This is a genomic window from Halolamina litorea, from assembly GCF_026616205.1.
Classification (GTDB): Archaea; Halobacteriota; Halobacteria; order Halobacteriales; family Haloferacaceae; genus Halolamina; species Halolamina litorea.
In genome coordinates, this window is record NZ_JANHGR010000002.1 from 404,789 (window position 1) to 426,538 (window position 21,750).

General features: G+C 68.5%; 25 protein-coding genes, 2 tRNA genes and 1 pseudogene. 14 read left to right on the forward strand and 14 right to left on the reverse strand.

Annotation, left to right across the window (positions count from 1 at the left end):
* The first annotated feature begins 74 nt into the window (after positions 1-74).
* Positions 75-1,298 carry a potassium channel family protein gene (locus tag NO998_RS12985; RefSeq protein ID WP_267647662.1) on the forward strand — a complete coding sequence of 408 codons (1,224 nt, stop codon included), beginning with the start codon at positions 75-77 and terminating at the stop codon, positions 1,296-1,298.
* Here NO998_RS12985 and NO998_RS12990 read toward each other — a convergent pair whose 3' ends face one another.
* The 3 genes from NO998_RS12990 to NO998_RS13000 are packed head-to-tail and all read right to left on the reverse strand — an operon-like array spanning position 1,299 to position 2,433.
* Positions 1,299-1,589: a DUF7536 family protein gene (locus NO998_RS12990; RefSeq protein ID WP_267647663.1), complete on the reverse strand. Its 291-nt coding sequence runs from the start codon at positions 1,587-1,589 to the stop codon at positions 1,299-1,301. It abuts the gene before it with no gap.
* Between the two features lie 45 nt (positions 1,590-1,634).
* Positions 1,635-2,264 (reverse strand): endonuclease dU, encoded by a 630-nt coding sequence (locus NO998_RS12995; RefSeq protein WP_267647967.1) that lies wholly within the window; start codon positions 2,262-2,264, stop codon positions 1,635-1,637.
* Positions 2,260-2,433 carry a DUF5786 family protein gene (locus NO998_RS13000; protein ID WP_267647665.1) on the reverse strand — a complete coding sequence of 58 codons (174 nt, stop codon included), beginning with the start codon at positions 2,431-2,433 and terminating at the stop codon, positions 2,260-2,262. The genes NO998_RS12995 and NO998_RS13000 overlap by 5 nt, the downstream gene beginning before the upstream one ends.
* Before the next feature lie 110 nt (positions 2,434-2,543).
* Between NO998_RS13000 and NO998_RS13005 the strand changes: the two genes are divergently transcribed.
* The 4 genes from NO998_RS13005 to NO998_RS13020 all read left to right on the forward strand — a co-directional run bounded on the left by NO998_RS13005 (position 2,544) and on the right by NO998_RS13020 (position 6,439).
* A complete protein-coding gene (locus tag NO998_RS13005; protein WP_267647666.1) occupies positions 2,544-3,053 on the forward strand; it encodes an LUD domain-containing protein in 510 nt (169 codons plus the stop codon).
* On the forward strand, positions 3,050-5,251 hold the full coding sequence (locus NO998_RS13010) for an LUD domain-containing protein (protein ID WP_267647667.1): 2,202 nt from the start codon (positions 3,050-3,052) through the stop codon (positions 5,249-5,251). Before NO998_RS13005 ends, NO998_RS13010 begins: the two co-directional genes overlap by 4 nt.
* 184 nt (positions 5,252-5,435) lie before the next feature.
* Positions 5,436-5,642 (forward strand): hypothetical protein, encoded by a 207-nt coding sequence (locus tag NO998_RS13015; RefSeq protein WP_267647668.1) that lies wholly within the window; start codon positions 5,436-5,438, stop codon positions 5,640-5,642.
* A 176-nt stretch (positions 5,643-5,818) separates the two neighbouring features.
* The gene (locus NO998_RS13020) at positions 5,819-6,439 is read left to right on the forward strand and encodes an MBL fold metallo-hydrolase (RefSeq protein WP_267647669.1); all 621 of its coding nucleotides are present in this window, start codon (positions 5,819-5,821) and stop codon (positions 6,437-6,439) included.
* A gap of 47 nt (positions 6,440-6,486) precedes the next feature.
* Here NO998_RS13020 and NO998_RS13025 read toward each other — a convergent pair whose 3' ends face one another.
* Entirely contained in the window at positions 6,487-6,636 is a 150-nt protein-coding gene (locus NO998_RS13025) for a 50S ribosomal protein L40e (RefSeq protein ID WP_267647670.1), read from the reverse strand.
* Between the two features lie 113 nt (positions 6,637-6,749).
* Positions 6,750-7,028 carry a thioredoxin domain-containing protein gene (locus NO998_RS13030; protein WP_267647671.1) on the reverse strand — a complete coding sequence of 93 codons (279 nt, stop codon included), beginning with the start codon at positions 7,026-7,028 and terminating at the stop codon, positions 6,750-6,752.
* A gap of 313 nt (positions 7,029-7,341) precedes the next feature.
* Between NO998_RS13030 and NO998_RS13035 the strand changes: the two genes are divergently transcribed.
* The 3 genes from NO998_RS13035 to hisE are packed head-to-tail and all read left to right on the forward strand — an operon-like array spanning position 7,342 to position 8,495.
* Positions 7,342-7,497 carry a preprotein translocase subunit Sec61beta gene (locus NO998_RS13035; RefSeq protein WP_267647673.1) on the forward strand — a complete coding sequence of 52 codons (156 nt, stop codon included), beginning with the start codon at positions 7,342-7,344 and terminating at the stop codon, positions 7,495-7,497.
* A gap of 48 nt (positions 7,498-7,545) precedes the next feature.
* Entirely contained in the window at positions 7,546-8,169 is a 624-nt protein-coding gene (pdxT, locus tag NO998_RS13040) for a pyridoxal 5'-phosphate synthase glutaminase subunit PdxT (RefSeq protein WP_267647676.1), read from the forward strand.
* A 53-nt stretch (positions 8,170-8,222) separates the two neighbouring features.
* Positions 8,223-8,495, forward strand: a complete 273-nt coding sequence (hisE, locus tag NO998_RS13045; protein ID WP_267647968.1) for a phosphoribosyl-ATP diphosphatase — start codon at positions 8,223-8,225, stop codon at positions 8,493-8,495.
* Between the two features lie 71 nt (positions 8,496-8,566).
* Here the strand turns inward: hisE and NO998_RS13050 are convergent, their stop codons facing one another.
* The 3 genes from NO998_RS13050 to NO998_RS13060 all read right to left on the reverse strand — a co-directional run bounded on the left by NO998_RS13050 (position 8,567) and on the right by NO998_RS13060 (position 12,508).
* Positions 8,567-10,777 (reverse strand): PAS domain-containing protein, encoded by a 2,211-nt coding sequence (locus NO998_RS13050; RefSeq protein WP_267647678.1) that lies wholly within the window; start codon positions 10,775-10,777, stop codon positions 8,567-8,569.
* 135 nt (positions 10,778-10,912) lie between these two features.
* Positions 10,913-11,581, reverse strand: a complete 669-nt coding sequence (gene npdG / locus NO998_RS13055) for an NADPH-dependent F420 reductase (RefSeq protein WP_267647680.1) — start codon at positions 11,579-11,581, stop codon at positions 10,913-10,915.
* Positions 11,582-11,632: 51 nt separating this feature from the next.
* The gene (locus NO998_RS13060; protein WP_267647681.1) at positions 11,633-12,508 is read right to left on the reverse strand and encodes a TIGR01548 family HAD-type hydrolase; all 876 of its coding nucleotides are present in this window, start codon (positions 12,506-12,508) and stop codon (positions 11,633-11,635) included.
* Positions 12,509-12,614: 106 nt separating this feature from the next.
* On the opposite strand from NO998_RS13060, the gene NO998_RS13065 reads away from it, so the two are divergent.
* Positions 12,615-14,063: a hypothetical protein gene (locus NO998_RS13065; RefSeq protein WP_267647682.1), complete on the forward strand. Its 1,449-nt coding sequence runs from the start codon at positions 12,615-12,617 to the stop codon at positions 14,061-14,063.
* On the opposite strand, the gene NO998_RS13070 is transcribed toward NO998_RS13065, so the two are convergent.
* A complete protein-coding gene (locus tag NO998_RS13070; RefSeq protein ID WP_267647684.1) occupies positions 14,021-14,449 on the reverse strand; it encodes a UPF0146 family protein in 429 nt (142 codons plus the stop codon). The two genes, NO998_RS13065 and NO998_RS13070, sit on opposite strands and share 43 nt — an antisense overlap.
* 38 nt (positions 14,450-14,487) lie before the next feature.
* Here NO998_RS13070 and NO998_RS13075 point away from each other — a divergent pair, with 38 nt between their 5' ends.
* The 3 genes from NO998_RS13075 (at position 14,488) to NO998_RS13085 (ending at position 17,209) form a co-directional block, all read left to right on the forward strand.
* Positions 14,488-15,009 (forward strand): archaemetzincin family Zn-dependent metalloprotease, encoded by a 522-nt coding sequence (locus tag NO998_RS13075; protein ID WP_267647686.1) that lies wholly within the window; start codon positions 14,488-14,490, stop codon positions 15,007-15,009.
* An 80-nt stretch (positions 15,010-15,089) separates the two neighbouring features.
* Positions 15,090-16,226: an alanine racemase gene (locus tag NO998_RS13080; protein WP_267647687.1), complete on the forward strand. Its 1,137-nt coding sequence runs from the start codon at positions 15,090-15,092 to the stop codon at positions 16,224-16,226.
* Positions 16,227-16,297: 71 nt separating this feature from the next.
* Positions 16,298-17,209, forward strand: a complete 912-nt coding sequence (locus tag NO998_RS13085; RefSeq protein ID WP_267647688.1) for a YncE family protein — start codon at positions 16,298-16,300, stop codon at positions 17,207-17,209.
* A 35-nt stretch (positions 17,210-17,244) separates the two neighbouring features.
* On the opposite strand, the pseudogene NO998_RS15790 reads toward NO998_RS13085, so the two are convergent.
* The 3 genes and pseudogenes from NO998_RS15790 to NO998_RS13100 all read right to left on the reverse strand — a co-directional run.
* Positions 17,245-17,364 (reverse strand): annotated as a pseudogene (locus tag NO998_RS15790) (NADH:flavin oxidoreductase); the annotation flags it as partial.
* A 74-nt stretch (positions 17,365-17,438) separates the two neighbouring features.
* Positions 17,439-18,101 carry a DUF7504 family protein gene (locus NO998_RS13095; RefSeq protein WP_267647690.1) on the reverse strand — a complete coding sequence of 221 codons (663 nt, stop codon included), beginning with the start codon at positions 18,099-18,101 and terminating at the stop codon, positions 17,439-17,441.
* Positions 18,094-18,969 carry a GAF domain-containing protein gene (locus tag NO998_RS13100; RefSeq protein WP_267647691.1) on the reverse strand — a complete coding sequence of 292 codons (876 nt, stop codon included), beginning with the start codon at positions 18,967-18,969 and terminating at the stop codon, positions 18,094-18,096. Before NO998_RS13100 ends, NO998_RS13095 begins: the two co-directional genes overlap by 8 nt.
* A 112-nt stretch (positions 18,970-19,081) precedes the next feature.
* Here NO998_RS13100 and NO998_RS13105 point away from each other — a divergent pair, with 112 nt between their 5' ends.
* Both NO998_RS13105 and NO998_RS13110 read left to right on the forward strand, forming a co-directional pair.
* Positions 19,082-19,759 (forward strand): LiaF transmembrane domain-containing protein, encoded by a 678-nt coding sequence (locus tag NO998_RS13105; protein WP_267647692.1) that lies wholly within the window; start codon positions 19,082-19,084, stop codon positions 19,757-19,759.
* A gap of 136 nt (positions 19,760-19,895) precedes the next feature.
* Positions 19,896-21,479, forward strand: coding sequence for a spermidine synthase (locus NO998_RS13110; RefSeq protein ID WP_267647693.1), 1,584 nt, complete (start codon positions 19,896-19,898; stop codon positions 21,477-21,479).
* Positions 21,480-21,527: 48 nt separating this feature from the next.
* Here NO998_RS13110 and NO998_RS13115 read toward each other — a convergent pair.
* Positions 21,528-21,602 (reverse strand) — tRNA-Ile (locus tag NO998_RS13115).
* 49 nt (positions 21,603-21,651) lie between these two features.
* Positions 21,652-21,724 (reverse strand) — tRNA-Asn (locus tag NO998_RS13120).
* Between the last annotated feature and the right edge of the window lie 26 nt (positions 21,725-21,750).

The following is a 21,750-nucleotide window of genomic DNA, read 5'->3' on the forward strand; positions in this document are numbered from 1 at the left end:
ACGGCTCGAGGTTTTCAACCGAACCGCCGTCAGCGCCGACAACCCTTATCCCGCGCCCCGGCGAAGCGGTTCGCATGGAGCCCGACGTGGCGTACGAGCCGGTCAGCGTCAAGGACGTGTTGTCCGAGATGAAGGACACGGCCGAACTCCTGATCGACCTCTCGTACTCCGCGGTGCTGTCGGGCAGCGACGAGGTCGCACAGGAGGTCCTCGCGCTGGAGGAGCGCATGGACGTGCTCCAGCTACAGGCCCGGATGAGCGTCCTGATGGCCGCTCGGAGCCCCGAGGACGCCGAGCAGTTGGCGCCCGTCCTCGGCGTCGTCGGCGCCGCCGAGAAGATCGCCAACGCCGCCGGCGACATCGCGAAGGTCGTGATCGAGGAGATCGGCCTCCCCGACGCGATGCGGGCGGCGATCCCCGAGGCGACCGAGGCGCTCGTCCGCGCCGAGGTCACGGCCGACTCCCAGTACGCCGGCCGGACGCTGGGCGCGATCAACATGGAGACCGAGAGCGGCGTGCGGACCATCGCGGTCCGCCGATCGAGTCAGACGGGCAAGCGCGCGTGGATCACCAACCCCGACCGGGACACCGGGATCGAGGCCGGCGACGTGCTCCTGCTCCGCGGGATGGACGAGGGGCTGGCGACGGTGTACGAAGCGGCGACGGGCACCGCCTACGAGCCACCCGAACCCGTCGACAGCCCGATCGAGGACCTCGACCGGGCGGTCGACTCCATCGTGACGATGAAGGACATGAGCGAACTCGCCGTCGACCTGGCCTACGGCGCGGTACTGTTCGACAGCGAGGCCGTCGCCGAGGAAGTCGTCGAACTGGAGGCGGAGGTGGACGCGCTCAAGTCCCGGCTGGAGGCGTGGACGCTCCGGGCCGCCGCTCACGTCGAGGACCCCGTCGAACTCCGGGGACTGGTCCACCTCGCGGCCGCGACGGAGGTCATCAGCGACGCCGCGCTCGAACTCAGCGAGGGGGTGCTCCGCGGACTCGACGCCCACCCCGTCGTCGCCGCTGCCGTCGAGGAGAGCGACGAGGTGATCGTCCGGCTGATCGTCGGCGACGGCGCCGACATCGCGGGCGACACGCTCGGGGAGTTAGAACTCGGCACCGAGACGGGAACCCGCGTTATCGCGGTCCGGCGCCCCGGTGAGGAGACTGCGTGGGTCGTCTCGCCGGACGCCGACACCGCGCTCAGGGCCGGCGACGTGCTCGTCGCCAAGGGGACCCGAGCGGGTGCCGAGCGGCTCTCGACGCTGGCGGGCGACCCGCAAGCGTTCGATACGTAGCTACAGTTCCGTCCGGACGAGCAGTACCAGCGAGCCGAGCGTCAACACCGTCGTCACCAGCAGCGCCGCCGCGCTTGCCAGCACGACTGACAGCAACAGGAACCAACCGGTCTCGCCGAGCACGGGGAACTGTCGGGTGCCGGTAAAGGGGCCGGCGGCGCGGCCGAGGCGGAAGGCGTAGGCCAGCACCGCGAGCGCCAGCCCCGTGGCGGCGCCGATGGCGGCGTTTCGCCGCACCGACAGCGCCTCGATCAGCGGCGCGACGGAAGTCTCCGGTGGCTCCTCGCTCATCGGCGGCGGTTGGGGCTGGCGGGGCTTATCGGCGTCGTTCCCGGGTCACTCGGTCAGCCTCGCGCCGAACTCACGGCCCGCCCGCGCGGCTAGTCGTGCCACCCGGAGCGGTTCGGGACGGCCGCCCTCGGGGGTGAAGCCACGGACCAACTGGGCGGCCTCACAGTCCGGGGCGAGCGGCGGGATGCCGTCGCCCGCCCGGCTCTCAGCGCCGGCGCTCTCGGCCACCGGTGCGTCGACGCCGACGGCGCGGACGAACAGTCGTTCGTCGTTCACCGACAGCGACCGCCGCGGCGGAAGCGCGTCGTAGGCGTCGAGTCGCCACTCCCGGGCGGCGCCGTCGAAGTGCTCTCTGATCGCCGGGGCGAGCCCGGGGCTGCTTTCGAAGGAAATCGAGAGGGTCGGGAGCCCCGTCTCGTCGTGGATACGGACGGGGTCGAGGAGGTTGAACCACGCGGGGGCGACCCCCGCGAGCAGGAGGGCTGCAACGTCCGGTCGGTCGATACGGCCGATCAGGGTACACACCGCGTCGGTGGCGTCGTCGCCGCCGACGGCGCAGCGCTCGTAGGCGAGTCCGTCCACCACGCGGTCGGCGCGCACCACCGCGCCGGCACACGTCGAGACGGTCTCCCCGTCGGAGAACGCGACGCCGAGGGCGCGCTGCCCCGGCTTAATCGTCCTTGATCTCCTGGAGGCGGTCCAGGAGTTCGTCGTTGGAGGCCCCGTTGTCAAACTCGACGGTCCCGTCGTGGGTGCCGCCGTCGGCGTCGACCGCTTCATCGCCGTCGTTCATGTCGAGCTGCTGATTCTCCTGCTCGGATTCATCGTAGCTCCCGAAGCCCATTACATCTAAACTTTGTGGCTGAGGATGGATAAACGCTTGGACGTTCAGGTTTGTTACCAGACTGCGTGGTTTGGCGGGGATTTATCGCCCGAACGCCCCAGTAGTAGTTCATGAGCCAGCCGCCCGTATCGACGTTCACCGACGCGCTCGACGGTCTCGGCGTGGGGTGGCGCAACACGACGACCGCCGACTTCCCGGCGGCGCTCGCCGACGCCATCGAGGCGCCGGCGGTGGGAACGGCCCTCCCGTTCGAGGGCGTCTCCCTCGACGGCGCCGACGTGACCGTGCCGCCGACCCCTGCCGAACTCCGCGAGGCGACCACGGGTGTCACGCCGGTGTTCGGCGGGATCGCCCAGTACGGCTCCGTCGTCGTGGAGTCACGCCCCGAGGGCGACGAACTGGTCGCGCTCTACCCCGAGCGCCACGTCGCCGTCCTACGGGAGAGCGACCTCGTCGGCGGCGTCGACGACGCCATCGAGGACCGGCGGGCGCGGATCGCCGCCGGCCGGGACAGTGCGGTGCTCGCGACGGGCGTGAGCGCCACCGCGGACATGGGCGCCACCGTCGAGGGCGTCCACGGCCCGCGCGAAGTGCACGTGATCGTCCTCAGGGACCGATGAGCGCCGACAACGAGAGCCGCGCCGAGCGTATCCGCCGCCTGCTCGACACGGAGGGACCGACGGTCAAACAGAACGCACAGGGGTTCAACGAGGGTCGCTACGCCGCCATGGCCGACGTGGACGGCGAGAAACTGCGGAGCGAGGCCCGCCGGATCAAGGAAGACGCCATCGAGCGCCTCCCCGAACTGATCGAGACCGCCCGCGAATCGGTCGAGGAAAACGGCGGCTCCGTCTACCTCGCCGACGACGCCGCCGACGCGAACGACTACCTCGCCGAGGTCTGTGCCGACGCCGACAGCGTGGTGAAGTCGAAGTCGATGACGACCGAGGAACTCGACGTGAACGAGGGCCTCGAAGCCGCCGGCGTCGACGTGACCGAGACCGACCTCGGGGAGTTCGTCCTGCAGGTCGCCGACGAGGCGCCCTCACACCTGATCGCGCCGGGGTTCCACAAGTCGACCGACGAGATCGCCGAACTGTTCAACGCCCGGTTCGACCCCGCGGAGCCACTGGAGACGCCGGAGCAACTCACCACCTTCGCCCGCGACCACCTCGGCGACCGCATCCGGAGCGCCGACGTGGGGATGACGGGTGCGAACTTCGTGCTGGCCGAGAGCGGCACGCTCGCGCTCGTCACGAACGAGGGCAACGCCCGCAAGTGCGCGGTCACGCCCGACACGCACGTCGCCGTCGCGGGCGTGGAGAAGCTCATCCCTTCGGTCGACGAACTCGGCCCGATGGTCGAACTGCTCGCCCGCAGCGCGACCGGCCAGGAGATCTCTCAGTACCTCTCGCTGCTCACGCCGCCGACGGACTCGCCGACGATCGACTTCGACTCGACCGAGCCGATCGGCGGCGGCGCCGAGGACCGGGAGTTCCACCTCGTGCTCGTCGACAACGGCCGCTTCGAGATGCGCGATGACGAGGGCCTGCGCGAGACGCTCTACTGCGTGCGCTGTGGCGCCTGCAGCAACTCCTGTGCGAACTTCCAGCACGTTGGCGGCCACGCCTTCGGCGGCGAGACATACACCGGCGGCATCGCCACGGGCTGGGAAGCGGGCGTCGAGGGAACCGACAGCGCTGCCGAGTTCAACGACCTCTGTACCGGCTGCTCGCGCTGTGTGAACGCCTGTCCGGTGAAGATCGACATCCCGTGGATCAACACCGTCGTCCGGGACCGGATCAACCGGGGCGCCGAACCCGACGCGGTCGACAGCCTCGTCGACGGCCTCGTCCCGGACGACGAGGAACCCGGCATGGATCTCGGCAAGCGCGCGTTCGGCAACGTCGGAACGCTCGCGAAGCTGGGGAGTGCGACCGCCCCCGTCTCGAACTGGCTCGCTGACAGCGCGCCGGTCCGAGGGCTGCTGGAACGCGGCCTCGGCGTCGACGCCCGCCGGGGGCTCCCGGAGTTCCAGCGCGAAACGCTGCAGAAGTGGGACCGCAAGCGCGATGCCGCCGTCCGTGAACCCCATGACGACCGAGCGGTCGTGCTGTTCCCGGACGTGTTCACCAACTACGTCGATCCCGAGCGCGGGAAGGCGGCGGTCCGCGTGCTCGAAGCGCTCGGGGTCCCGGTTCGCGTCGCCGGCGTCGTCGGCAGCGGCCGCGCGCCGTTCTCGCAGGGGATGATCGCCACCGCCCGCGAGCAGGCCGAGGCCGTCGACGACGCGCTTTCGCCACACCTCGACGCCGGGCGGGACGCCGTCTTCGTCGAACCCTCGGACCTCGCGATGGTTCGCTCGGAGTACGAGAAACTGCTGCCCGCCAACCGCGCCGAGACGCTGGCTGGGGGGAGCTACGAGGTGCTTGAGTACGTCTACGGCCTGCTGGAGAACGGCGTCGACCCCGAGCCACTCCCCCGCGGCGACGGCGAACGGCTCACCTACCACGCCCACTGCCAGCAGCGCACGCTGGGCCTCGACGCCCACACCGAGGCGGTGTTGGGCCGACTGGGCTACGACGTGGCGACGACCGAGGCCGAGTGCTGCGGGATGGCCGGCAGTTTCGGCTACAAGGCCGACTACTACGACCTCAGCGTCGCCGTCGGCGAGTCGCTGGCCGATGAGGTTCGGGAGAGCGATGGCCCGGAAGACCGCCGGGTCGTCGCCAGCGGAACCTCCTGTGAGGAACAACTGACCGACCTGCTCGACCGGTCGGCGACGCACCCGATCGAACTGCTCGACCCCGAGCGGTAGCCGAGGTCGTGAACGGTCGTCGTCGACAGCCGCTGCTTGGGAGAGGCCGGCACCGTTTCACCACTCGGAACTACCCCGAGGACGGGCGGTGCGCACTGCGTGTCCAACGGCGCTCCCCGGGGCGTGACAGATCGGAGACGGGACCAAACCAATTTTTCGACCGGTGGCCGTACTCCGGACAGACATGCCCGCCGAGAAGCTCTGTCCGGACTGTGACGAACCGCTCGAGGAGATGGAGCTACAGGGGACCGACGTGGTCGGCGAACTCTCGATCGTCTCGAAGTCGCCCGAGGAGGGCTTCCTCAGTAGCATGCGGGCGGACGAGATTCTCACGCCGGTTCCGTACGTCTGTCCCGAGTGTCGACGGACCCTCTTCTATGCCGAGGAGTAGCTGATAGGTAGCAGCCGTCTCCCACTCGGCTCGCCATCGATACGGAGAGCGAGCCGTAGCGCTGTCGCCGTCGACGGCTGACCGCGTGCCGTCGGCTGCTGTTGCCGTCGACGGCTGACCGCGTGCCGTCGGCCGCTGCCGCCGCTGTTTTACTCCACTCGCCCGAACTCGCCGGTATGGACCCGATCAACGTCACCGCCGACGCCGAGCAGTTCACCGCCAACGTCTACCTCGTCGACGGCGTGGTCACCACGCTGGTCGACGCCGGGGCAATGCCGGGCGTCGTCGACGAGATCCGCGAGCACGTCGACGGGGTCGACCGTGTCGTCCTGACCCACCAGCACGGCGACCACGTTGAGCAGTTGGACGCCGTCCTCGACGCGTTCGGGGCGGACCTGTTCGCCTACGACGACCACCCGCGCCGGACCCACGCCATCGACGACGGCGACGAGGTCCAGATCGGCGACGAGACCCACGAGGTAGTCTACACGCCGGGCCACGCCGACGATCACGTCTCCTTCGTCGGCGAGACGGCGCTGTTCAGCGGCGACGTGGTGGTGTACAACGACGGCGCGTTCGACGACGGCAGCTTCGGGCGTACCGATCACGCAGCAGGCGACCGCGAGACGCTGATCGAGAGCCTGCGGACGGTTCTGGACCGACTCCCCGATACGGTGACGGGGCTGTACGCGGGCCACGGCGACCCCTTCGTGGCCGACGACGAGACCGTGCGGGACGTGATCGAGCGTGCGCTGGAGCGGGCCGAGCGCCGCGAGCCGAAGTACCCCGAGGAGTGACGGCGCCGCCGCTGTCGGGGCGGAGAACGTGAAAAAAACGGGTGGCGTTAGGCCGAGCGGGGCTCTTTCGCCTTGGGTCGGAGCTTCCCGTAGCCGCACTTGCGGCACTCCTCGGCGCGCGGGGGGTTGCGGGCGTTACAGCGCATACAGATCTGCTTGTTGAGGATGCGGTCCGCCGCTTTGTCGAACTTGGCCATGCGCGTGAATTCTTCCGGCGGGCGTTTAACGCTTGCCTTGCGGGCCGAGAGCGTCGTTTCGCCGGCGCTGGCGCTGTCCGAACGGCTTCGCGGAGAAAATCAGGTCTGCCGGCTTAGGCGGCCTGCTGGCCCTGGGCTTCCTTGAGCGCGTCCTCGAGCTGGTCGCGCTGGGTGACCCCGACGAAGCGCTCGACGACGCCGTCGTCGTTCTCGATCACGAGTGTCGGGAGCGAGCGGACGGAGTACTCGTTTGCGGTCTCCTGGTCCTGATCGACGTCGATCTTCTCGAAGACCACGTCGCCGTACTCCTCCTCGAGCTCCTCGAGGATCGGGTCCTGGGTCTTACACGGGCCACACCAGTCGGCGTAGAAGTCTTTGAGTCGAACCGTCATAGCGTACCACGAGGTTGACCGTGACCGCGCATAAGGGTTTCCCACGCGGCACTCCCGGCCGTCGGTGCCGCCCGCGCCGACACCTACGAGCGGGGCTGTGGCGGCCGAGTACCGGGGTTTCGGTCCTGCGTCAGTTCGCGTTTCGAGGCGATTACGTCGGTACCAGGACACCGCGTTTTTCCCCGCCTCGGGTCCGGGTCACAGTTCGCTCGCGTGACCGTTCGCCTGTCGCGGCGGTTCGTCGCTCACGCCGTTCGCGTTCGTCCACCTCGCTTCCGCAAGACTTACGCGGCTCACCGAACGACTCCTGTGTATGAGCGGCAGTAACAGCGGCGGGCTGATGTCCAGCGCGGGACTGGTCCGCTACTTCGACTCCGAGGACCAGAACGCCATCCGTCTCGACCCCCGAACCGTCGTCGCCGCGGGGATCCTCTTCGGCGTGCTGGTCATGGTCCTGCGGGCCCTCTGAGCCGGACCGAACGCACCCTTTTTGCGCGCCGCCCACCCACCTCCAGCTATGCAAGCAGGCGTCATCGCGGTTCAGGGCGACGTGAGCGAACACGCCGCCGCCATCGAGCGTGCCGCCCGGGCCCACGGCGAGGCGGCCGACGTGGTCGAGATCCGCCAGTCCGGCACCGTCCCAGAGTGTGACGTGCTCCTCATGCCCGGCGGGGAGTCGACGGCCATCTCCCGACTACTCGCCCGTGAGGGCATCGACGAGGAGATCAAGGCCCACGTCGCCGCTGGCAAGCCCGTCCTCGCCACGTGTGCCGGCCTGATCGTCGCCTCGACCGACGCCAAGGACGAGCGCGTCGAGACCCTCGACATCCTCGACGTGACGGTCGACCGCAACGCGTTCGGCCGGCAGAAGGACTCCTTCGAGGCGCCCCTCGACGTCGAGGGGCTCGACTCGCCGTTCCCGGCGGTGTTCATCCGCGCGCCGCTGATCGACGAGATCGGCGACGGCACTGGCGCCGCGAACAACGCCGGCGACGTGGAGGTGCTGGCACGCTGGGACGACGACCCCGTCGCCGTCCGGCAGGGTCCGGTCTTCGGCACGTCGTTCCACCCCGAACTCACCGCCGACTCCCGCATCCACGACCTCGCCTTCTTCGACCAGGTCGAGGTGAGCGCACAGTGAGCGACTCCGGGACTGCCGCCGACACCGAGGACGCCGACGACGCCGAAGCCGTCATCGACGCCCTGTTCGAGACGATCGAGGCCCGCAAGCGCGACCTGCCGGAGGACAGCTACACCGCCTCGCTGTTCACTCACGAGAAGGGCGAGAACGCCGTGCTGGAGAAACTGGGCGAGGAGTCGACCGAACTGATCCTCGCCGCGAAGGACGACGAGCACGAGGAACTCGCCGCCGAGTCGGCGGACTTCCTCTACCACCTGCTCGTGCTGCTCTCGATGAAGGGGATGGATCCCGATGACCTGCTGGCGGAGTTGGAGTCGCGGTTTTAGAGCGTTCTGGCGCGTCTCACGCTCGGGGGTCGCCGTGGCACGTCGGGACCCGAGCCGATGCTGTCGGCCCCTCAGTTGCCACCGTCGGTGACGGGAACGTGGACCCGGAGCGTCGTACCCGGTCGTTCGTCCTCTTTCTGCGTGATCGACCCACCCGTGATCTGGACGAGCCAGTAGGCCATCCACAGGCCGAACCCTTGGCTGTGGTTCAGCGGTTCCTCGACCGCGCCGTCGAGCACCCGTTGTTCCATCTCCGGTAACCCTGGTCCCTCGTCCCTGATCGAGAACGCGACGTGGGACGGCGATGGCCGCTCGACTGTCACGCGGACCGGACCGTTCTCGTCCCCGTGTACGAACGCGTTCTCCACCAGTTCGACCAGCGCCACCTCCACGATGTCGAGGACTGAGGCGTCCTCGCCCGAGTCACAGACGACTTCGAACTCGGCGTCAGGGAACCGCGCCGCTTCCTCGCGAAGCGTGTTGACGACCGTTCGGAGCGAGCGGTGGTCGCGGCGCTCCCGGTCGAGCAACTGTTGGAACTCGTGGACCTTCCTGCTCTCCTGAAGCAACTGCTCACAGCGTTCGTGTATCGTTTGGAGGGCTTCGTCGGTCGGCTCGTCGGAGTGTAACTCCCGAACCGTCTCGACGTACCCCATGATGATGTTCAACTCGTTGCGTATGTTGTGCCGCAGCATCCGGTTGAGAACGCTCAGTCGCTGTTGCTCGAGCAAGCGTTCGGTGATGTCGGTCGCGACGCCGAATATCCCCACCGGGTCGTCGGAGTCGGACCGCTCCCCCGTGTCGTACACCGGGACCTTGGTCGCCAGGAAGACGCGCTCTTCAGTATCGACCAGCAGGCGCTCTTCGGCCTCCACCGCCTCCCCCCGTTCGAGGACGGCTTGGTCGTTGCGCTGGACCGCGGCGGCCACCTCCGGGGGATGGAGGTCCTGATCGGTCCGGCCGATGATCTCCTCGTCCTCCAACCCGAACAGATCACGGTACTCCTGGTTGACGAAGATGTACGACCCGTCGTCGGCTTTCAAGAACATCGGCGTCGTCGTGTTCTCGAGAACGGCCTCGAACCGCCGCTGAACCGTCGTCAACTCCTGTTTCCGCTTTACTTGCTCGGAAATGTTCGTTATGAAGCCGTCGATGACCTGTTCGCCGGTGGCGGGGTTCTCGATCAGTTGCCCCTGATCGCGTATCCATCGGACGTCGCCGCCTTTGGTGATGATCCGGTACGTCGAATCGAACGTTCCGCGTTCCTCGACCGCCGCGACGTGGTCCTCCCAAAGCTGCTCACGGTCCTCCGGGTGGATGATGCTCTCAGCGCGAACGACGGTCTCCTCCAACTCCGCCGCCGTGTAGCCGGTGATCGATTCGGCGTCCCCCTTGACGAACTCGAGTGGGTACTCCGGCGCGTACTCGTGCCGGTACACGTACCCCGGAAGGTTGTTAATGATCGTCTCGAGGTGCAGTTCCCGCCCCTTTTGCTCCGTGACATCGCGGACTTGCCCGACGATCCGCGTCACGTTCCCGGCTTCGTCCACGATCGGCTGGGTGTCGCCCCGAACCCACCGTTGTTCACCGTTCGGCTGCACGACGCGATACTCGATTCGGGACGACTCCCCGTTCGCGAGTCGCTCCATCGACGCCCGAGCTTCCTCCCGATCGTCGGGGTGGACGTGCTCGATGAACGACTTCGGTTCTTCCTCCAGCCGTTCGACTGACCCGCCCCACACCTCCTCGTAGGCGGAATTGATGAACAGGAGCTCGCTCCAGTCGCGGTTGAACATGAACAGGATGTCGTCCGATCGCTCGGCCAGTTCCGAGAGCTTCCGTTCGGTCTCCTCGACGGCCCGTCGTGACCGGTGCTGTTCCACCGCGTTGCGGATCCGATTGGCGAGGACGGTGTACTGACTCGTCGTCGATTCCTTCTGGAGGTAGTCGGTCACGCCGGCAGAGATCGCCTCACTGGCGACCTCCTCGGAGCCCTTGGCCGTATAGAGGATGAACGGAACGTCGCCGTACTCATCGCGAACGCGCTCGAGGAACTCGATACCGTTCTGTTCGGGCATCTCGTAGCCCGAGACCACACAGTCGATCCTGCTCCCGTCGAACGTTTCCAACGCGTCGGCGGGGCTGGTCGCCGACTGGACGGTAATGTGGTTGTCCTCCCGTTCGAGGAACGCCGCAGCCCGCTCGACGACCTCCGGCTCGTCGTCGACGTGCAGAACGTGAATCGCCCCCTTCGATTCACTCGTGGGTTCTGTGATACCCACTGTTGAGCCGTTCCGGGGTTAAGTATATGGGGCGATTACACAACGGCAGGCGCGCACAGCCGGTGACACCACTGGTCACGGCCGGGCTCCGCTGTCGGTGCCCGTACCGTGATCGGCGGGCGGTGGTTCCGCCGGCTACTTCAACTCCAGCCCCAGGTCGTGCAGCCTGTCGTTGTGCATGGCGACGTTCACCAGCAGCGGCGTCAGCGACTCCACCTCGGCGGCGTTCGCGATGCCGCCGGCGTCGAGCGCTCGCAGGCCCTCGATCCCCTCGGCGATGTCGGTCACGATGCCTTTCGCGTCGTCGTCCTCGCCGACGACGAACGTGTCGATGCCGAGTTCGGCGTCTAAGTTCGCCAGCCGGCCGGCTGCGAGGTTGTGGAACGCGCCGACCAGTTCGACGCCATCGGGTACCGACTCCGCGGCGTGTTCGGTGACGCTCCCCGCCGGCGGCGGCGCGTAGTGGAAGCCGTCGTCGTCGCGGTCCATCCCCGTCGCGGGGGAGACGATGATGTCGCCCTCGTCGAGGCTCTCGGCGACGGCCTCGATGGTGTCGGCGACGTAGTACGGCGGGACGGCGACGACGACCACGTCCGCGTCGACGGCCACGTCGGCGTTCGCGCCGCCCCGGATCGTCGTCTCGACGGCGCGGGAGTCGAGTTCGGTCTCGTACTCCTCGGCCTTGTTGGCGGCCCGAGCAGGGTCGCGTGAGCCGATCAGCACGTCGTGGTTCGTGTGATAGGCCAGCCGCAGCGCAAGCCCCTCGCCGATGTCGCCGGTGCCGCCGAGTAGTGCGATATCCATGCAGGAAGTGAGTGCGGTTCGGTCGTAAGCGTTGGGTGCCCGGTCGACGGCTCAGTCGAGCAGCTCGGGCAGGTCGTTCACCGAGTCGACCACCGCCGCGGCGCCCTCGGCTTCGTACTTCCGGCGACCCGACTCCCCGGTCAGCCCGCCCGTGAGGACGCCGACGCCGTGGTACTCGCGTGACGGGTCTTCCTCGGCGGCGTTGACGGCGGTCCGCACGTCGTCGAGCGTGTCGCCGACGAAGACGGTCGACTCGGCGTCGAAGCGCTCGGCGAGCGTGGTCAGGGCGTGCGGGTGGGGTTTGCCCTCGTCCCAGTCGTCCATCGTGAAGCGGTGTTCCGCAGCCACCGAGAGCCCGGCCCGTTCGAGCGCGATGTCGGCCTCCGCGGCCGGGCGGCCGGTGAGTACCCCGACCGAGAAGCGCGACTGGAGCGCCTCGACCGTCGAGGCCTCGAGGATCACCGGTTCGTCGTGGATGTAGCCCGGCGCCTCGAACGGTGGCTCACCGCCCTCGATATCCCGGTACAGGTCCGCGCCGAGGTAGAGCGCCTGGAACGTCTCCCGAACGCCCTCGGGGTCCCACTGGGCCTCGACGGCATCGGCGTCGAACCCGTCCCGGTCGGCGGCCTCCCGGAGGACCGAGCGGGCGCCCGCGAGTCCGCGCTCCTCGGTGGCGGCGATGGCGTCGGTGAACTCGGCGACGTCGCCGTCGTAGCCGGCCTGCCGGGCGATGACGAACAGCGCCGCGGCGTCGGTCAGCTCCCAGTCGTTGTTGAAGCCGCCGGCGTCCTTGAAGCGCTGGATCGTTTCGCGCTCGATGGTCTCGCCGTGGCGCCGCTCGACCGTCTCGATGATCGCCCGCCGGTAGGAGTCGGCCACGTCGACGAGCACCCCGTCGACGTCGAGGACGACCGCGTCCGCGTGCATACCCCGCCTTGCGTGACGGGGGTGAAAGGCGTTTGCGGCTCGCCCCCGCCGCCGGTACGGTGATCCGCGGCGCAAGACTTATTTCTCGAAAGTGAAACGCCGAGTCGTGCTTCCGGGCATTCGCCCCGCCCGTGGCAGGCGGGCGGCGCGACTGATACTCGTTCTCTGCGTGCTGTTCGCGGGGGCCTCGCTCCCTGCCGGCCTCGCCGCGGGTGCGCCTGCGTCCCCAGCCCATCCCGCCGTAGCGGCCGCCCCCTCGTCGACCGCGCCGTCGGCCGACCTCGCCGTCACCGTCGAGCGAGACGGCCGGACGGTCCGCTTCGAAGCGACCGTCGACGCTGACCACGAGGCTGACTCCGTCCGGTTGGACGGCGCCTTCGGCGTCCTGAACGTCACCGAAACGGACGGCTTCGAGTCGGCCGGCGACGGTTATCGCCTCAGTGAGGGCCGCGAGCGAGCGACGCTCGTGGCCGGCGTTGACCTCGGCGAGACCCGATCGACGCCGCTGGGCGATATCGGTCCCGACGGCCCCTTCCAAGCCGGCGAGAACTGGGCGTTCGCCCCCTCGCCGCGGTTCCGGCTCTCGTGGGAGGCCGCCGGGACGACCCTCGAACGACGCTTCGACGCCGGCGACGAAGCGCCCGGCGGGAACGTTTCGGTCGACGCCGACGCCCCTGTCGCGGTCGGCGATCGGTTCGTCTTCGTCGGCTCCCACCGGGTCCACGTCGCGACCGGTGACTCCCCGACTCGGCTGATCGTGCCCGACGCGGCCGCGTTCACCGTCGGTGCCGACCGGGCGCTCGAACTGGCCGTCGGGAGCTATCGTGCGGCCGGGACGACGCCCGACGGCGCCGTGACCGCGTTCGTCCTTCCCCGGGCCGCACGGGCCGGCGGCGCCGCGAGCGACACCGACCTCTGGATACGTGCCGACGCGAGCGAACTCACCCTCGCTCACGAGTTCGCCCACGCAGCGCTGGCGCTACACACCAACGAACGGAGCCGGTGGCTCGGCGAGGCGAGCGCGGAGTACGTCGCCTACCGAGTCGCTGGCCCGGACGACACCGTCGGCGTCCTGACCGACCGCGTGACTCGGCCCGACGCCGTGCTCGCCGACCGTGACTCCTGGCACGGCGACCGAGTGGCCTACCGCAAGGGGGCCGCCGTGCTCGCGCTCCTCGACGAGCGGATCCGCGAGGTGACCGACGGCGAGCGCTCGGTCCGATCCGTGTTCGCCGCCCTCTCGGCGAGCGAGTACGTCGACCCCGTGGTACTCCGCAAGGCCGTCGTCGACGCTGCAGGCGAGGAGACGGCCGTCTGGCTCGCGGGCTACGTCGGCGGCGACCCGGCTACCACGGCGGGCGACGGGCCCCACCCGTCGATGACACCCGGCCTCGACCAGCGCTTCCCCGAGATGGGCGGTGACGCGGACACGCTGCCGGCCGCGGAGCTCTCCGGCTTGCTCGCGGCGGTCGCGGCGGTTCTGGTGTTGCTCTGGACGGTCGTGCGGGCCGGTTACCGGCTGTTCCGCCGGCTCCGTCCCGGCTCGGCGGTGTAGAGCGTGACCCGCTGTTCGCCGTCAGTCAGCGTCTCGCGCGCCACGGGGATCGCCGGCTCGTCGAACCCCAGCGTCGTGAAGCGGAACTCGGCACCGACGTTCCGTGCCAGTTCGTGGACCGGCCGGTGGAGGTCCGGCGGGCTGTTGAGCGCGTAGATCACGTCGACGCGGTGGAACGCGTCGGGGGTCTCGATGGCGGTCACGTCCTCGACGCGGAAGCGGACGCCGTCGGGAACGGACACCGGGACCACGTCGGTCGCGCGCACGTCGGCGCCGGCGGCGACGAGGCCCGCGGCGACGCCGGTTCGGTCGCCGATGCCGACCTCCAGCAGGCGGTCCGCATCCCGGAGCCGTCGGACGATCAGTGGGTCGGTAGTTCGGTCCATGCCGAGGGTTTATACTGGTCCTCGGCGTGGGTCCCGATATGCACGTCGACATCGTTCCGATCGGACCGGTCCCGAGCCGCGCGAAACGGGAGGCGTCAGAGGCGCTTCGGTCCGTCTACGGCTGCGAAGTCGGCGTTCGAAGCGAGCAGTCCATCCCCGAGGACGCCCTCGACCGGGGCCGCAGCCAGTACCGCGCCGAGCGGTTCATCGAGGTCGCCAGCGACGCCGGGCGCGGCGACAAGAACATCGCCATCACGACCGAGGACATCTACTACCGCCAGCGCAACTACGTTTTCGGCCTCGCGTACCTCAACGGCCGCGGCTCGGTCATCTCGACGCACCGACTCAACACCTCCTCGGACGGCGGCATCTCCACCAAACCAACCTCGGAGGTGTTCGCCGACCGGATCCGCAAGGAGGTCGTCCACGAGATGGGCCACAACTTCGGCCTCGAACACTGTGACAACAGCAAGTGCGTCATGTCGTTCTCCCCGACAGTCCGCGAAGTGGACGTGAAAGAGGAGAACCTCTGCGGTTCCTGTTCCCGACTGCTCGGGTAGCCGCCGGGCGACGACGCGACTACCGTACCGACCTGCTCCGACCCCACCCGTTTATCCCGCCGCGGCCCGCCCCGCAAGCCATGACTACGTGGACCGCAGACGAGATGGGGCCCCGGCTCGGCGAGCCCCTCGACGACCTCGAGACGCCCGTGCTCCTCGCGGATATCGACGCGATGGAAGAGAACATCCGCGAGTACGCTGCCGTCGCCGAGGAACACGACGTGGCCCTGCGCTCGCACGTCAAGACCCACAAGAACGCCGAACTGGCGGCGCTGGAGAACGACCTGACCGGCGGTGCGGGGGTCTGCTGTCAGACCCTCGGCGAGGTCGAGACGATGGCTCGTAACGGCATCGACGACATCTACCTCTCCTACCAGGTCGTCGGCGAGTCGAAACTGGACCGGCTCTGCTGGCTCGACGGCAAGGTCGACGCGCTGGCGACGACGGTGGACTCCGTGGCGACGGTCGAGATGCTCGCCGACGCCGCCGACCGGAACGACTGCACCCTCAACGCGGTGCTGGAGGTCGACATGGGGCTCAACCGAACTGGCGTCGCACCCGCCGATGCGCCCGATCTCGCCCAATCGGTCGCCGACGCCGAGGGGGTCGTCTTCGACGGGATCCTCGCCTACGACGCCCACGTCAAGGGTGAGGCGAGCACCGAGGCCGAGTTCGAGGAGGCCGCGTGGGCGGCGATGGACCTCGCGCAGTCGGTCGTCGACGACATCGAGGCCGCGGGCGTCGACGTGCCCGAGGTGAAAGTCGGTGGGACCGCGACCTCACGCTACAGCGCCCGCCACCCGGTCGTCACCGAGATCAACCCCGGGATGTACCCGTTCAACGACGTCGGCGAACTCGAACTCCGGCCGTGGGAGGTCTCGAAGGCCGACTGCACGGCGACGGTGCTGACGACGGTTATCGCGGTGCCCGACGAGGACCGACTCGTCGTCGACGGCGGGAGCAAGACGTTCTCGCTGGACAAGCCCCAGATGCCCGTGCCGAAGGACCGCGACGACATCGAGTACGTCAACGCCAGCGAGGAACACGGCTGGATCGACACCAGCGACGCCGAGGCGTCGTTCGCTGTCGGCGACCGCTTGGAGTTCATCGTCCCGCACGTCTGTACGACGATCAACCTCCACGATCTGCTCGTCGGCGTCCGCGACGGCGCGGTCGCCGACCTCTGGGAGGTGCAAGCCCGCGGGAAGGTCCGGTAGCTGGCTGGGGCCGACCGGGGAGGGGTTCCGCGACCCGCGCGGTTATCCCGACCACGCCCGAACCGCGGCCCATGGGCGAACTCATCGTTCTCAACAAGGACGAGGACACCGTTTCCTACATCGACGCCGACTCGGGCGAGACGCTCGCCACAGTCGAGACCGACTTCAACCCCCACGAGATCGCGCTCTCGCCGGACGGCGCGACCGCCTACGTCACCTGCTCGCTGGGGAACTCCCTGCTCTTCCTCGACAACGAGGCCCGCGAGGTCCGGGACCGCTTCGAACACGACCTGTTCGAGTTCCCCCACGGCCTCGCAGTCCGTGAGTCGGCGGGCGAACTCTGGCTCGTCTCGACCTACAGCAGTCAGGTGTTCGTTTTCGATTTGGAGACCGAGGACCTGCTGGAGACGTTCCCCACCCATCAGGAGCACTCCCACATGGTCACGTTCGGTCCCGATGAGGAGACGGCCTACATCGCCAACATCGGGAGCGACTCCGTCACCCTCGTCGACGCCGACGAGCGCCGCGTCGTCGCCGACCCGCCCGTCGGCGAGGGGCCGGAGGGGATTGCCGTCGACCCCGACACCGGCGAGATCTTCGTCGCCAATCAGGACGACGACCGCCTCTCCGTGCTGAACGGCGAGAGCCTCGACGAGACGAGCACCGCGCTGCTCGGCGAGACACCGGTCCGCGTCGTCTTCGACCCCGAGGGGCGCTACGCGCTGGTCGCCAACCGCGAGGGTGACGACGTGTCCGTGATCGACACCGAGTTCGTCCGCGACGGTGAGCGCCAGCCGTGGGAGGTCAAGCGGATCCCGGTCGGCATCTGGCCCGGCGGCACCGTCTTCGAGCCCTCCGGCGAGCGGGCGTTCGTCGCCAACAACAAGACCAACGACGTATCGGTGATCGACACCGACTCGTTCGAAGAAGTCGAGCGCTTCGACGCCGGGATTCACCCCGACGGCATCGCCTACCTGGAGTAGTTCTCAGTCGTCGCCGCTGGCGGCCTCGGCCGCGGGCGGGCCACTTCGGCTGTCGCGCGGCCGTCCTCGGTCGCGCTCACCCGCGTCATCGGCGCCAGCCCGACGCGGGTGTCCAGTGCAAGCGCTCCCAGCGTGACGGAGTCGAAAAGCGCCACAGCTTCGTTACGGGGTCGAGTTCGATACCGGGACGACGTACCTATCGAATGCGACGCGTTCCCGTGGTTTCAACTCACTCGGCCCGGTCGGTCGTGGGGTCGAACGGCCGCCAGTCCCGGGGCTGGTCGGGCAGGCCACGCGCCCGGAGCTCCGGGCCGTCGTCGCCGTCGCGCACGTCGATCCGGCCGCTACAGAACTGGGAGAGCGTGCTGACCGTCCGGTCGTCGTGGATCGCCGGGTCGATCAGCAACACGCCCAGCCCGTCGACGGCGTCGATGCGGCCCACCAGCGTGTGGACGAACCGCGAGACGGTTTTGAGGTCGCCGAAGGAGAGCAGCGTCGATAGCGAGAACAGTCCCGTCCTGACGTGGTCGGTATCTTCGCGGGCGAACGTCCGGTACACGTCGGAGTAGCGCATCCCGATCCCAGTCAGATCAGAGGGTCCCGAAACCGACAGCACCCGCGCTGGGACGCTCTCGTCCTCGTCGCCCACACAGTCCAGGATCGCCGCGCTCTCCCTTGACAGCGAGAGCCCGACGCGTTCGCTGTCGTCGGCGATCCGGCGCGACCGACGGTTGGTCGTGACGACGATGGCTCCTTCGTCGGCCGGGCGAGAGAGTAGTCGAAGCCCGAGGTCCCGCGTTCCCGCGTGGGCCGGCCCCGCGAGCAGGACTGTCGTCCCCGGCCGGATCGACGACAGCGAGAGCCCGTCGAAGCCGTATCGGTCCTTAGACATCCTCCCCACCCCCGTCACGGAGGCGACGGCGAAGCGTCAGTTGGTCCATCGTCTCCCCGGCGAACATGGTCAGTAGCTCCCGACCACGCTCGTCGAACTCCCGTGCGGCGTCGTCGTAGATACAGAACGTCCCGATCACCTCGCCGGCGTCGGTCTCGACGGGAGCGCTGGCGTAGAAGTGGATCCCCGCCGCGTCCAGGCCGTCGTTGTCGGCGAACCGTGGGTCCTCGCTCACGTCCTCGATCACGGTCACGTCCGAATCCAGGATCGCGTAGGTACAGATCGTGTCCTCGCGGTCGATGGGGCCGAGGCTGACCCCGCTACAGGAGAGGAAGCGCTGCTCGTGAGCGTCGATCAGACCGATCGCGGCGGCGTCGACGCCGAACGTCTCGGTCGCGATCTCGGTGAGTCGACGGAAGGAGTCCCCGAGGGACTCCGGGTCGGTGGCGTAGCGCTCCAGGGCGGTCAGCCGGGCTTCCTCGTTCTCCGGCAGCGGGTAGGCGGTCTGGCTCCCGAACGCGACCGCCTGTTCGACCAAGTCGAGCAGTTCGGACTCGGCGGCCGGGGCGTCCTTACGCAGGTACTCCGTCACCACGTCGCTGAACGCGGCCGTATCGATCTCTTCGACCGGCACGTCGGTGTAGAGGACGCAGTTGGTGTCGGGACTCGTCTCCCGGACCTGCTGGACCAGTTCGAGGCCGGTCCCATCGGGGAGTGCCTGTTCGGTGACGACGGCGTCCACGTCGCCGCCCAGTCGCTCGCGGGCGTCGGCCGCCGACGCCGCCTCGGCGACGCTGAAGCCGGCCCCCCGGAGGGTTTCCGCCGTCGCGTTCCGGACGGCGTCGTCAGCATCGACACAGAGCAGCATGACCCGCCCTTCCCCCGACGGGATTAGGAAACTATCGGCCGCGCCCGTCTCCCGCGACCTCGGTGGAATCCCCTTCATAACGAACCGTGCGACCGACCAACCGCTACAGGCTATGGCGAACCGTACGCTCTCCCCGCAGGTCGTCGTCGGCGCGGTCATCGTCGTTCTCGGCGTGCTCCTGTTCCTCGACTCGACCGGGCTCTACGAGACCGGGCCGCTGTTCCGCTACGCTCCCTCGCTGTTCGTGCTCGTGGGGCTGTACGCGCTGGTCACGAGCGGCTTCCGGAACCTGATCGGGCCGCTGGCGCTGGTTCTCGTGGCCGGCGGGGTCCAACTGGTGACGCTTGGGATCATCGAGTGGGCGAGCCTCGCGGCGCTCTGGCCGATCGTCGTGATCCTCTTCGGCCTCTCGTTGCTCGCCGGACGGTTCACCCGCGGGACGCCGACGACCGAGCAGTCGGTGATCGAGACGTTCTCGCTGTTCGGCGGCACCGATCGGCGCGCCGTCGGCGATGGCTTCGAGAGGGCGAACCTCACCGTCCTCTTCGGCGGGACGACGCTCGACCTGCGTGACGTGACGCCGGCGAGCCAGCCCGCACGCGTGAACGTGACCGCCCTGTTCGGCGGCGTGGAGATCGTCGTCCCCCGGGACTGGAACGTCGAACTCGACGTGCTCCCGGTCTTCGGCGCCGCCGAGGACAGCCGACTCCGCGTCGACGCCGACCACGAGACGGTCGATCTGGTCGTGTCCGGTTCGGTCGCGTTCGGCGGCGTGGAAGTGAAGGATTAGTCGGTGATCGGGCTGACCGTCCCGGGGTGTTCGGCTCGCTGATCCCGCCGTCGCTGGAGACATGGGCACCGAACGCCCGGGGCACGCACCGCCCGGGACCTGTAGCCTTAACTTCGCGGTACCCTCCATCAAGGTAATGAGTGTCGTGGACCGGTTCCGGATGAGCGGGCCCGAGGTGGCGGTGTTCGTCTCCGGGGTCTCGAGCATGGGGCTCGAAATCCTCGCTGGGCGGGTCATCGCCCCGCAGTTCGGCAGTTCCATCTACACGTGGGGGAGCATCATCGCCGTCTTCCTCGCCGCGTTGAGTCTGGGCTACCACGTCGGGGGACAGCGTGCGGCGACGCGAGCGACCAACGGGCGCCTCGTCTGGCTGCTCCTCGGGACGGCGGCGTACGTCGCCTTGCTCATCTTCTTCGGGGATCAGCTGTTGCTCTCGACGGCGGTGTTCCCGCTGCCGAGTCGGTTCGCCTCCCTCCCGGCCGTCATCATCATGTTCGGCCCGCCGACGTACCTGCTCGGGTTCATCAGCCCCTACACGGCCCAACTCTCGGAGAAGGAGGGCATCGGCGAGGCGTCCGGGCACGTCTACGCGCTGGGGACGATCGGGAGTATCGTCGGCGCCTTCGGGACGACGTTCTTCCTCATTCCGACCCTCTCGGTGACCTACATCTACCTCGTGTTGGGTGGCGTCGCGGTCCTCACCGCGCTGTACCTGGCGTGGCCCGACAGCGGCGTCTCGGCGCTGCCGGCCATCGGCGTGGCGCTCCTCCTGCTCACGGCGACGACGACCGGCGCGCTCGGCTACACCGCTCGCGGCGAGGTCGTCTACGAGACGCAGACGGCCTACCAGGAGTTGGAAGTGATCGACGTCGGCGACACCCGGACGCTCTACTTGGACGGCCAGCGCCACAGCGCGATGGACAAGTCGGACCCGACCCGCCACGTCTTCGAGTACACCCGCTACTTCCACCTGCCGTACCTCTTCGCGTCCGATCCCGACGATATCGACCGGGTGCTCTTCATCGGCGGCGGCGGTTTCAGCGGGCCAAAACGCTTCGCCGCCGAGTACAACGCCACCGTGGACGTGGCGGAGATCGACCCCGAGGTCGTCCGGGTCGCTCGGGAGTACTTCCGCGCCGACGAGTACGACATCACCGTCCACACCCAGGGCGGCCGGCAGTTCCTCCAAGAGACGGACAACACCTACGACCTCGTCGTGTTGGACGCCTACCGGCGGGACAAGGTCCCCTTCCAACTGACGACGAAGGAGTTCATGGACCTCGTGACCGACCGGCTCTCCCCGAACGGGATGGCCGTCGCGAACGTCATCTCCGCGCCCTCCGGCCCCGCCTCCCAGTTCTACCGCGCGGAGTACAAGACGATGAACGCCTCCTTCGGCCGGGTGTACGCCTTCCCCACCGGCGGCGCGGGCGTCGTCCAGAACATCGAACTCGTGGCGACCAAGGGCCAAAAGCGGGTCACGAAGGAGCAACTCCGCGAGCGCAATCAGCAGCGGGAGATCGGTATCGACCTCGCCGCGGCCATCGGCGGCTACACGACCGACGTTCGGACCGACGACGTGCCCGTGTTGCGCGACGACCGCGCGCCGGTCGACAGGCTACTGGACGCGATGGTCGGGCAGCGCTACGTCATCGAGGAGGCGCGTCCCGGGAACGAGACGACCCCGACCCCGGAAGGCGCTCTCCACTTCGCGGGCTGAACGCGGGGACTGCTTTACCGTTCGCTCGTCGGTTCGTGGAACGAGAAGTGGGCCCTGGCGGATTTGAACCACCGATCACCCGGTTATGAGCCGGGGGCTCTAACCAGACTAAGCTAAGGGCCCTCACTCGAACAGCGGCGCGGCTAACTATTGAGGGTACCGAAAGGATCGACGCCGTCGCCAGGGCTCGAACCTGGGACAACCACGTTAACAGCGTGGTGCTCTACCAGCTGAGCTACGACGGCCCAGTTCCACGTACCGCGGTTTCCCT

What these genes read in the sequence shown, in the direction of transcription:
- NO998_RS12985 (WP_267647662.1), top strand. Translation starts at nt 75, where the DNA reads ATGGAGCCCGACGTGGCGTACGAGCCGGTCAGCGTCAAGGACGTGTTG.
- NO998_RS12990 (WP_267647663.1), bottom strand. Translation starts at nt 1,589, where the DNA reads ATGAGCGAGGAGCCACCGGAGACTTCCGTCGCGCCGCTGATCGAGGCG.
- NO998_RS13000 (WP_267647665.1), bottom strand. Translation starts at nt 2,433, where the DNA reads ATGGGCTTCGGGAGCTACGATGAATCCGAGCAGGAGAATCAGCAGCTC.
- NO998_RS13005 (WP_267647666.1), top strand. Translation starts at nt 2,544, where the DNA reads ATGAGCCAGCCGCCCGTATCGACGTTCACCGACGCGCTCGACGGTCTC.
- NO998_RS13010 (WP_267647667.1), top strand. Translation starts at nt 3,050, where the DNA reads ATGAGCGCCGACAACGAGAGCCGCGCCGAGCGTATCCGCCGCCTGCTC.
- NO998_RS13015 (WP_267647668.1), top strand. Translation starts at nt 5,436, where the DNA reads ATGCCCGCCGAGAAGCTCTGTCCGGACTGTGACGAACCGCTCGAGGAG.
- NO998_RS13020 (WP_267647669.1), top strand. Translation starts at nt 5,819, where the DNA reads ATGGACCCGATCAACGTCACCGCCGACGCCGAGCAGTTCACCGCCAAC.
- NO998_RS13025 (WP_267647670.1), bottom strand. Translation starts at nt 6,636, where the DNA reads ATGGCCAAGTTCGACAAAGCGGCGGACCGCATCCTCAACAAGCAGATC.
- NO998_RS13030 (WP_267647671.1), bottom strand. Translation starts at nt 7,028, where the DNA reads ATGACGGTTCGACTCAAAGACTTCTACGCCGACTGGTGTGGCCCGTGT.
- NO998_RS13035 (WP_267647673.1), top strand. Translation starts at nt 7,342, where the DNA reads ATGAGCGGCAGTAACAGCGGCGGGCTGATGTCCAGCGCGGGACTGGTC.
- pdxT (WP_267647676.1), top strand. Translation starts at nt 7,546, where the DNA reads ATGCAAGCAGGCGTCATCGCGGTTCAGGGCGACGTGAGCGAACACGCC.
- npdG (WP_267647680.1), bottom strand. Translation starts at nt 11,581, where the DNA reads ATGGATATCGCACTACTCGGCGGCACCGGCGACATCGGCGAGGGGCTT.
- NO998_RS13060 (WP_267647681.1), bottom strand. Translation starts at nt 12,508, where the DNA reads ATGCACGCGGACGCGGTCGTCCTCGACGTCGACGGGGTGCTCGTCGAC.
- NO998_RS13070 (WP_267647684.1), bottom strand. Translation starts at nt 14,449, where the DNA reads ATGGACCGAACTACCGACCCACTGATCGTCCGACGGCTCCGGGATGCG.
- NO998_RS13075 (WP_267647686.1), top strand. Translation starts at nt 14,488, where the DNA reads ATGCACGTCGACATCGTTCCGATCGGACCGGTCCCGAGCCGCGCGAAA.
- NO998_RS13080 (WP_267647687.1), top strand. Translation starts at nt 15,090, where the DNA reads ATGACTACGTGGACCGCAGACGAGATGGGGCCCCGGCTCGGCGAGCCC.
- NO998_RS13085 (WP_267647688.1), top strand. Translation starts at nt 16,298, where the DNA reads ATGGGCGAACTCATCGTTCTCAACAAGGACGAGGACACCGTTTCCTAC.
- NO998_RS13095 (WP_267647690.1), bottom strand. Translation starts at nt 18,101, where the DNA reads ATGTCTAAGGACCGATACGGCTTCGACGGGCTCTCGCTGTCGTCGATC.
- NO998_RS13100 (WP_267647691.1), bottom strand. Translation starts at nt 18,969, where the DNA reads ATGCTGCTCTGTGTCGATGCTGACGACGCCGTCCGGAACGCGACGGCG.
- NO998_RS13105 (WP_267647692.1), top strand. Translation starts at nt 19,082, where the DNA reads ATGGCGAACCGTACGCTCTCCCCGCAGGTCGTCGTCGGCGCGGTCATC.
- NO998_RS13110 (WP_267647693.1), top strand. Translation starts at nt 19,896, where the DNA reads ATGAGTGTCGTGGACCGGTTCCGGATGAGCGGGCCCGAGGTGGCGGTG.